Here is a 9,435-nt window from a genome sequence, read left to right on the forward strand (position 1 = left end):
TGAAAATGGGGAAAAAGACGGGATTTATGGAATATACTCGCGAACATGTTTTTGAACGAGAACCCGGTTCTCGGCTCAATGACTGGAATGAATTTTCATCTCCTTATTCCGATGAAGTTTTACGAAAACAAGGAGCACGCTGCATGGACTGCGGCACTCCTTTTTGCCACCTTGGAATGGAAATCAATGGTGTAACCACAGGGTGTCCAATTAATAACTTAATCCCTGAATGGAATGATCTTGTTTACCGTGGTAAATGGCAAGAAGCATTGGAAAGATTGCTTAAGACGAATAATTTTCCTGAGTTTACCGGTCGGGTTTGTCCCGCTCCATGTGAAGGTTCTTGTACATTAGCAATTTCCGAACCGGCCGTTTCGATAAAAAATATCGAGCGGACCATCATTGATAAAGGCTTTGAAAACGGTTGGATCAAACCGCGAATCCCGACGTCCCGAACAGGGAAGAAAATAGCTGTTATCGGTTCCGGGCCGGCCGGGTTGGCAAGTGCCGATCAGTTAAATCAGGCAGGACATTCCGTCACTGTTTATGAACGGGTTGACCGTCCCGGCGGCTTATTAATGTATGGAATTCCAAATATGAAGTTAGATAAAAAAATCGTTGAACGCCGCATCCGTTTATTAGAACAAGAAGGAATTAAATTTATCACGAATACAGAGGTCGGAAAAGATATTTCTGTTGATGAATTAAAGTCGACATATGATGCAGTAATCCTAGCAACCGGGGCGCAAAAACATCGCGACTTGCAAATTGAAGGAAGAGATGCAAAGGGTGTCCACTTTGCCATGGATTATTTAACTTCAGTAACAAGGAGTCTACTCGATTCAAATTTCCAAGACGGTCAATTTATTAATACAGAAGGAAAAAATGTCATTGTTATTGGCGGCGGTGATACCGGGGCCGACTGTATCGCAACAGCACTAAGGCAAAAATGTAACAGCGTCATTCAATTTAGTAAACATCCGGAATTGCCGATGGAACGTACAGCTGATAATATGTGGCCGAGCTACCCCAATGTGTATACGTTAGACTATGCGCATAAAGAAGCAAAAACTATTTTTGGCACCGATCCAAGAGAATATTTAATTCAAACGAAAAAGATCGAAAAGGATGCGAACGGTCACGTGAAAGCTCTTCATACCGTTCAAATGGAAAAGATTTACCATGAAGACGGCTCCTACCATTTTAATGAGCTGCCCGGAACAGAAAGTGTGTGGCCGGCTGACTATGTTTTTATTGCTATCGGATTTGAAGGAACGGAAACTTCTTTGGCTGACCAATTTGGGGTGGAAACGGTCAATCATAAAATAAAAGCTTCCGTTGGTAAGTACCAAACAAATGTGGAAGGCGTCTTTGTCTGTGGAGATGCAAGACGTGGTCAAAGTTTAATTGTTTGGGCGATTAACGAAGGTCGTGCAGTTGCTAGAATGGTTGATTATTACTTGAAAACTGTCGCTGTATAATAGGGTTGTCTCTTTTTGAGGCAGCTTTTTTTCTTTCTCTGTGTGCTTATACTTAAATACTTTCCGACTATGTCAAAATGGCATCCTTAACCGATATTCATATTTTAAGGTTAAAAAATCTACTATTTTCTCCCAAACCTCTTATGTAAAAAACTCAATTCTTTTCAAAACAATCATCATTTTCTTTAAAAGTTCATAAATTGTAGATAAGGAGAGGAAGTTTTTGTATAGAAAATCATTGTCCATTCTTAATTGTAGGTAGGGAGGTTAGCCGATGAAACAGGAAGAGCACCTCGCACTCGAGAAAGCAATTGATGAGATTACCGAGATTGCGAAAGGTTTTGGCTTAGACTTTTATCCGATGCGATATGAAATTTGTCCGGCAGATATTATTTATACATTTGGGGCGTACGGGATGCCTACCAGATTTTCCCACTGGAGTTTTGGAAAGCAATTTTTTAAAATGAAACTTCACTATGATCTCGGATTAAGCAAAATTTATGAATTAGTCATTAATTCTGACCCGTGTTATGCTTTTTTACTTGATTCCAATTCCCTAGTCCAAAATAAACTTATTGTTGCACATGTCCTTGCCCATTGCGACTTTTTCAAAAACAATGTTCGTTTTCAAAATACGAAACGGGATATGGTGGAAAGTATGGCGGCTACGGCTGAACGAATCCGTCAATATGAAATCGAATATGGAAAAAAAGAAGTGGAATCGTTCATCGATGCGGTTCTGGCGATTGAAGAACATATCGATCCTTCATTGGTACGACCGCATTTGGCCTGGACACTGGATGACGTCGAATATGAGGAAGAGGAACCGACCAAAGCATCACCGTACGACGATCTTTGGAATCTTGATAAACCGAAAGAAACAAAATCGAAAAAAGTAAAGAAAATAAAAAAATTCCCGCCCCAACCGGAAAAGGATTTACTCCTATTTCTTGTTCATTACAGTCGGGAATTAGAGGAATGGCAACGGGATATTTTAACAATGATTCGCGAAGAAATGCTATATTTCTGGCCGCAGTTAGAAACGAAAATAATGAACGAAGGTTGGGCTTCATACTGGCATCAACGGATTTTGCGAGAAATGGACTTGACGAGTGATGAAGCCATTGAATTTGCCAAATTGAATGCCGGTGTCGTTCAGCCTTCAACAACAGGAATTAATCCATATTATCTTGGACTAAAAATCTTTGAAGATATTGAAGAACGTTATAACAATCCGACTGAACAAATGAAGAAACTTGGCGTTAAACCGGGTTCCGGCCGGGAGAAAATTTTTGAAGTTCGTGAACTTGAATCCGATCAATCGTTTTTACGAAATTATTTAACAAAAGAACTGGTCATGCGCGAAGATATGTATTTGTTTCAAAAGCAAGGAAGGGATTATAAAATTGTCGACAAAGAATGGGAGCATGTCCGGGACCAATTGGTAAACATGCGGGTAAACGGTGGCTTTCCTTATATTACGGTTAATGATGGGGACTATTTACGCAATGGAGAGCTTTATTTGAAACATCATTATGAAGGAATTGAGCTGGACCTGAAATATTTAGAAAAAGTACTCCCTTATATTTATCAGCTCTGGGGCCGTAGTGTGCATATGGAAACAATTGTTGAAGAAAAACCGATTCTCTATAGTTTTGACGGACGGAGTATACAGAGACGATATTTGTGACAAACCGGAAAATAGTTGGGGTCAAATGATTTACCAGGGAAAATAATTGACAAATAACAGTGAAGTGCCGACTATTTCATTTTTGAAATGTCGGCTTGTTTTGTATGCTGAACATGGCGATTAATGAGAAGAACAACAGGATAAACTTCTTATTAATGAAATGACGGGAATTTCAGAGGAACTGCTTGTGATAATTGTAAATGGTATCACTTTTTTGAACGAAAAAGATGTGTTTGCCGATCATTTTAATATAAGATAAATTTATATAGTTTGAATAATTTTGTATATTATGGTATATTAATATATATCTCCTACGTTATATGTCAGATGTCGAACTTTAACCCTAATCTTTTTAAGGTAAATGCAGGAGTCTGGTCACTCATATCATGATCTAAAAAGGGAGATCAATTCTTATGATGTTAAAATTTTCATTTATTGCTGGAATTGTTTTTATTGTTATTTCGGCTATCTTTAGTGGCGCTTGGGTTGATGGGCAACAACAAAGAGCAAATTTTTATTCTGAAACAAAAGGGCATAGGGATTTTAGGATGAAAATAGCATCGTACTCTGGGTATATAGGAATTGTTTTTTTAATAATTGCTGCATGCCTTTACTTTTTCTCATAAAGACCAAACATGCCAAGTATTCAATCTTGTCGAGAACAAAACCGTTGATAAAGACGTCCAATTGCAGCGTTTATACATTAGAAAGGGGAAGATCAGTTTTCAGGAGAATTTCCATCATTCCTAATTTTAACGGAGGTGGTAAAGCGTGATCTGGTTATATCTGCTTATCCCGGTTTTCCTAATCGGCGGCATTGCTATTTATTTTGAGAAAAAATCAGGAATGAAACCACCAAAGGATGCTACGGAAAAACAAATCGACAAATTGGCGGAAATGAAATCTCAGCAAGAAAATAACCAAAATGGGTTTTATCAATAAAGATTTCTTAAAGCGGTCAACATCTTCAAAAGATTAAAGGTGAATGACCGCTTTTTAAGTGAAAGGATTGCTTATTGGTTTTTTGTAAGATAATTGGAAGATACGTTTTCAACCTTTTTTATATTAGTCTTATTCCGTTCTTGGTTTGGTAGGGTCACAGTTTGGCGGGGTAGTATTCCTTGATTCAGCAAGTTTCATTAAATAATAGCATTCCTCCCGGTACATATGGTCGGCCATTAATGCGGAAAAGGTACTGAGAACCGTGTGGGATAGTTCCATTTCTTCCAATTCATGAAGAAAGGTTTGAAATAATTTAATTTCCACTTCAACATCATTATTGAATTTTTCAAGAGCCGGGAAGGAATGGACATTTGTACGCAAATACCCCGTAAGTTCGGATGCTTTCAAATAAAATTGCTCAAAATGCTTCGTAAACTCATGACTTTTTTCCTTGAGCCGCTTTTCAACTCCATCTAACTCATCATTGATGGTACCTGAATGACCATAAGCATCTGCCAACCAAAGGAGATGGTGGTGCAATTCATGAAAAATCGGCGGGACTCGGCCTTCTTTTAAATAGCTCAATACCCGTTGATATTCTTCCAGTTCATTCACCATAAGATTAAGAAAAGTGGGAGTTAAATGAATTCCGGCTTCACCAGTTAAGTGTCTCCGAATAATCACCAATTTAAATTCCTTAAAATTATCGACAACCTCTTCTACCTGATTGGTAAAGGAAATCACATTTTGTTCGGTTAATGATTTGGATTGGCTTAACAACTGATCGAAAGTATGAATAAATGCCCTTGCCAGTTCAATATCTTCGTGCTTTGAAGGATAGAGGGAATCATGAATAAATCTCGAGTGATCACCAAATACTTGCAGCCAAAATTGATGTTCAAACGATGCACTTTTTAAAAATTGAGACAATCTCATCAGCTCCTTATTATCATCTAACTAAATATATTCAAGCATATAGAGAAAAATAAGCGGGACAGGTTAATTTGTTAAATGTGTTCACAAATTAAGTCAAGAGTTGCTGAGAATTGGTAATACAAACGATACTTCCGCCTGATTCACTACTGCACAAAAAGGGATCAAAAAATTTTTTATAATAACATGAATTTCCACTGTTTTCATGTTCATTAACTTGTCAAATTTATAGATAAAAAGTATAATAATGGTAAGGTCATCAGATGACCTTACTAATTCTATAAGTGATAAAAAATGTTAGCGCTTGCTGGTGCTCTTATTTCGTTATTTGAAAAGCCATATAAGAGTGGTATTTTTTGTTTTTAGTGAAAATCAAATGCTGTCAAACAAATGGTTAAGAGACTTGAAGTATTTGAATTTTAACTTATTGTTCCGTACAATAAGTTAAAAACTAAAGGAGACTAGGAAAATTGGAGTACAAGCGGATACAAACGAAGAAAATTTACGAAGAAGTGGCAGACTCGATTATTAACATGATTAAAAATGGGGAACTGAAACCGGGTGAAAAAATCGAATCTGTTGAAAAATTAGCGAAAAATTTCGGGGTAGGTCGTTCTGCTATACGGGAAGCATTAAACGGATTGAGAACAATGGGATTGGTCGAAATGCGTCAGGGGGAAGGGACGTATGTAAAAAAGTTTGACCCATCCAAGTTCACATTGCCGGTCACAACCGCATTTTTGATGAAACAAAATGATGTCAAAGAATTATATGAAGTCCGGAAAATCCTGGAGGTTGGAACAGCGAGTTTGGCGGCAATGAACTGTAACGAAGAAGATTTATTTCCAATGGAAGAAGCGCTTAACGTCATGGAAAATGCGGGAGGAGATGAAGATCAGGCGCAAAACGCCGATACGGATTTTCATCTTGCCATAGCAAAGGCAACACATAATCATTTGCTGATCAGTTTAATGGGGAGTATGTCTGAGTTAATTTCCGAAACGATTAGAGAAACGAGGAAAGTAATCCTTTATTCAGAAGATCAAGCAGATCTTCTTTTAGTTGAACATAAACAAATCTTCGAGGCTATTAAGAAAAAAGATTCGGATCTGGCAGGTAAGGTTATGTTCAACCATTTGGAAAATACAAAAAACCGGTTGTTTAAATATATTGAATAGAATTTTCCTCACCATATCGCTAAGTGAATCCGTTAGGAAAGGCTTGACCGTATGCATCAACTAACCATTAGCGGGAAAAAAACCCTGCTGATGGAAGTTTCACTTAATAAATTTAAAGATTTGTAGAACATGAAGGAGTGTCATATTGTGAAAGTTTCATTATTTATCACTTGTATAAGTGATATTATGTTTCCAAATGTCGGGAAAAACACTGTAGAAATTTTAGAACGGCTTGGATGTGAAGTTGACTTTCCAACCTTGCAAACATGTTGTGGACAGCCGGCATACAATAGCGGCTATTTGGAAGAAGCAAAGGGATCGATGAAACAAATGATCCGAGCATTCAAAGACGCCGAATATGTCGTCGGTCCGTCCGGTTCCTGTGTCGGTATGATCCGGGAATATCCGCATGTGTTTAAAGGAGATTCTGAGTGGGAAAAACCCGCCCAAGAACTTGCTGCCAAAACATTTGAATTAACTCAGTTTATTGTCGATGTATTGGGAGTGAAGGATGTTGGGTCAACTTTCAAAGGGAAAGTCACCTATCATCCATCTTGTCACATGACCCGGATTTTAGGAGTGAAAGATGCACCAAAAATTCTTTTGCAAAATGTAAAAGGAATTGAATTTGTAGAATTGCCTTCCGGTGAGGATTGCTGCGGTTTTGGCGGTACATTTTCCGTGAAAAAGCCGGAAATTTCCGCCGAGATGGTGAAGGAAAAGTCGCGCCATGTGACAGAAACCGGTGCTGAATATTTGGTCGGTGGCGATATGGGCTGCCTGATGAATATCGGCGGACGCATGCAAAGAGAGGGCAAAAATGTCAAAGTCATACATATCTCAGAAATTTTAAATACGCATAATTGACAAGAGGTGGAAGAAATGAGTTTAAAATTGGAAGATATTCCTTTTGAAGAAGGGGTACAAAAAGGGATCGAAAATGATTTCATGCGTCAAGCAGTTTCGGGTGCTCAGGGTCGTTTTCGTGCCGGCCGGCTAAAACAGGCGCAAGAATTGGGAAACTGGGAAGACTGGCGAAAACTCGGTGAAGAAATCCGTACCCATACAGTAAATCATATCGACTTTTATTTACATCAATTAAGCGAACAAGTGGAGAAACGCGGCGGCCATGTGTATTTTGCTGAAACTGCAGAAGAAGCAAACAGCTATATTAAGCAGGTGATTCAGACAAAGAACGCCAAAAAAATTGTTAAATCAAAGTCGATGGTGACGGAAGAAATCGGTTTAAATGATGCGTTGGCAGAAACCGGTGCTGAGGTTGTTGAATCCGATTTAGGTGAATGGATTTTACAATTGGAAGGGGACCATCCATCCCATATTGTTACACCAGCTCTTCATAAAAATAAAGAACAAATTCGTGAAACCTTTGCCCAAAAACGAGGATATACCGGGTCAAGTGAACCGGAAGAATTGGCAGCTTTTGCCCGCAAACAACTACGAAGTGATTTTTTGCAGGCAGATGTCGGTATTACCGGATGCAATTTTGCCATCGCTGAATCAGGAACAATTACCTTGGTAACCAACGAAGGAAATGCTGATATGGTATGGACCGTTCCTGATACACTAATTACCGTGATGGGGATGGAGCGGATTGTGCCTACGTGGGAAGAAATGGAAGTTCTAGTTGGTCTTTTAACACGTTCAGCAGTTGGACAAAAACTTACCAGCTATATCACAGCATATACCGGTTGTCGTGGGGAAGATGAAATCGACGGACCAAACGATTACCATCTTGTTATTGTTGATAATGGCAGGTCGAATGCACTTGGGACGGAATTTCAGGCAGCCTTACATTGTATTCGCTGTGGTTCTTGCATCAATGTTTGTCCGGTTTATCGTCATATCGGCGGCCATGCCTACAATTCGGTTTACCCAGGGCCGATTGGTGCAGTACTGACGCCTGTTTTGGATGGATATGACGATCATAAAGATTTGCCGTATGCATCCTCGTTATGTGGAGCATGTACGGAAGCTTGTCCGGTAAGGATACCTTTGCACGAAATGTTAGTTCTTCATCGGCAAAAGATTGTTGAAAATGGTGACACTCCTTTTGCAGAAAAAATGATGATGAAAGGCGTCGGCATGTGGGGAGGCAGCCCGTTTGTTTATAAAATGAGTACAAAACTTGCCCACTCCGCCTTAAAACCATGGACAAAGGATGAGACAATTGAAAATGGACCCGGACCATTAAAAGCATGGACGGCGGTTCGCAATCTAGCAGCCCCGCCTAAACAATCTTTCCGTTCTTGGTTTGAAAACAGAAAAAAGGACGGTGAAAACTAATGGCGGTTTATAATCGAGATGAATTTTTAAACAAATTGGCAGCGAAACTCGGCCGTCCCCTTCGAACAGAAGGTGTAGTGCGCCCGGTTTGGCGTGTAAATCCGCAATATGAAGTGTTTAAAGGAATGGATCAAGAAGAACTTGTAGATATTTTTGCAAACCAATGTGAAGCCATCCATACGGACTTTGTAAGAACAGACGTTGCTCATTTAAAAAATGTTTTAGTCGATGTCATAAAAAGTTATGGCGGGGAATCAATTATTTTACCAAAAGACCCACGGAATGAAATATATGGCTTGCCAGATTGCTTTAATGAGTTACAACAAGATACAAATATTCATGTTTGGGATTACACAATTGGTAAGGAAAATGAAAAAATTGCTGAGCGAGCTAATATTGGTATTACTTTCAGCGATATAACATTAGCAGAAACAGCGACGGTCACTTTATTCCATAATAAACACCACGGCAGATCAATTAGCTTAATGCCGAAAAATTATATTGCAATCATTCCAAAAAGTACTTTAGTGCCCAGAATGACCCAGGCAGCAGCAATCATTCACGAAAAAATTGAAAAAGGGGAATTGGTTGCATCTTGTGTCAGTTTTATTTCAGGTCCAAGTAACAGTGCTGATATTGAAATGAATCTGATTGTCGGGGTACATGGCCCAGTTAAAGCAACATATATTCTTGTTGATGAGTAAAATAAAAATTTTTTTATAAGACATTTTATAGAGGTATAAAAAGAAAAATCTCCAGGTATGGAATGAGGGTGAGTAAACCCTCTTCCATAGGTAAATATTTCTATTCCCCAATTAATCACTCACTAGTTATTACCATAAATTTTTTATAAAAAAATTGAAGGATTTTTTGTCTTTTTGTCGAATAAGATAAACATAAAATTCCC

General features: G+C 38.6%; 9 protein-coding genes. 8 read left to right on the forward strand and 1 reads right to left on the reverse strand.

Annotated features, from left to right (window positions below):
- Nucleotides 1-5: 5 nt before the first annotated feature.
- The 4 genes from gltD to LIZ98_RS06485 all read left to right on the forward strand — a co-directional run bounded on the left by gltD (nucleotide 6) and on the right by LIZ98_RS06485 (nucleotide 4,113).
- A complete protein-coding gene (gene gltD, locus LIZ98_RS06470) occupies nucleotides 6-1,481 on the forward strand; it encodes a glutamate synthase small subunit (RefSeq protein ID WP_227139261.1) in 1,476 nt (491 codons plus the stop codon).
- 274 nt (nucleotides 1,482-1,755) lie between these two features.
- Complete coding sequence (locus LIZ98_RS06475) at nucleotides 1,756-3,171, forward strand: SpoVR family protein (protein ID WP_034768993.1); 1,416 nt, start codon at nucleotides 1,756-1,758, stop codon at nucleotides 3,169-3,171.
- 413 nt (nucleotides 3,172-3,584) lie between these two features.
- Nucleotides 3,585-3,797: a DUF5316 family protein gene (locus LIZ98_RS06480; RefSeq protein ID WP_034768994.1), complete on the forward strand. Its 213-nt coding sequence runs from the start codon at nucleotides 3,585-3,587 to the stop codon at nucleotides 3,795-3,797.
- Between the two features lie 145 nt (nucleotides 3,798-3,942).
- Nucleotides 3,943-4,113 (forward strand): hypothetical protein, encoded by a 171-nt coding sequence (locus tag LIZ98_RS06485; RefSeq protein WP_156103193.1) that lies wholly within the window; start codon nucleotides 3,943-3,945, stop codon nucleotides 4,111-4,113.
- 129 nt (nucleotides 4,114-4,242) lie between these two features.
- On the opposite strand, the gene LIZ98_RS06490 is transcribed toward LIZ98_RS06485, so the two are convergent.
- Entirely contained in the window at nucleotides 4,243-5,043 is an 801-nt protein-coding gene (locus LIZ98_RS06490) for a DUF2935 domain-containing protein (RefSeq protein ID WP_227139262.1), read from the reverse strand.
- Between the two features lie 473 nt (nucleotides 5,044-5,516).
- Here LIZ98_RS06490 and LIZ98_RS06495 point away from each other — a divergent pair, with 473 nt between their 5' ends.
- From LIZ98_RS06495 to LIZ98_RS06510, 4 genes are all read left to right on the forward strand, one after another.
- A complete protein-coding gene (locus tag LIZ98_RS06495; RefSeq protein WP_227139263.1) occupies nucleotides 5,517-6,224 on the forward strand; it encodes a FadR/GntR family transcriptional regulator in 708 nt (235 codons plus the stop codon).
- Nucleotides 6,225-6,371: 147 nt separating this feature from the next.
- Complete coding sequence (locus LIZ98_RS06500; protein ID WP_034768998.1) at nucleotides 6,372-7,091, forward strand: (Fe-S)-binding protein; 720 nt, start codon at nucleotides 6,372-6,374, stop codon at nucleotides 7,089-7,091.
- 15 nt (nucleotides 7,092-7,106) lie between these two features.
- Nucleotides 7,107-8,528 (forward strand): LutB/LldF family L-lactate oxidation iron-sulfur protein, encoded by a 1,422-nt coding sequence (locus LIZ98_RS06505; protein WP_227139264.1) that lies wholly within the window; start codon nucleotides 7,107-7,109, stop codon nucleotides 8,526-8,528.
- On the forward strand, nucleotides 8,528-9,232 hold the full coding sequence (locus LIZ98_RS06510; RefSeq protein ID WP_041846001.1) for a LutC/YkgG family protein: 705 nt from the start codon (nucleotides 8,528-8,530) through the stop codon (nucleotides 9,230-9,232). Before LIZ98_RS06505 ends, LIZ98_RS06510 begins: the two co-directional genes overlap by 1 nt.
- Nucleotides 9,233-9,435 lie beyond the last annotated feature (203 nt).

The organism is Caldibacillus sp. 210928-DFI.2.18, assembly GCF_020554505.1.
GTDB classification, from domain to species: Bacteria; Bacillota; Bacilli; order Bacillales; family Caldibacillaceae; genus Caldifermentibacillus; species Caldifermentibacillus hisashii.

Excerpts from the sequence above, each read along its gene's own strand:
- gltD (WP_227139261.1), top strand. The coding sequence starts at position 6 with ATGGGGAAAAAGACGGGATTTATGGAATATACTCGCGAACATGTTTTT.
- LIZ98_RS06475 (WP_034768993.1), top strand. The coding sequence starts at position 1,756 with ATGAAACAGGAAGAGCACCTCGCACTCGAGAAAGCAATTGATGAGATT.
- LIZ98_RS06480 (WP_034768994.1), top strand. The coding sequence starts at position 3,585 with ATGATGTTAAAATTTTCATTTATTGCTGGAATTGTTTTTATTGTTATT.
- LIZ98_RS06505 (WP_227139264.1), top strand. The coding sequence starts at position 7,107 with ATGAGTTTAAAATTGGAAGATATTCCTTTTGAAGAAGGGGTACAAAAA.
- LIZ98_RS06510 (WP_041846001.1), top strand. The coding sequence starts at position 8,528 with ATGGCGGTTTATAATCGAGATGAATTTTTAAACAAATTGGCAGCGAAA.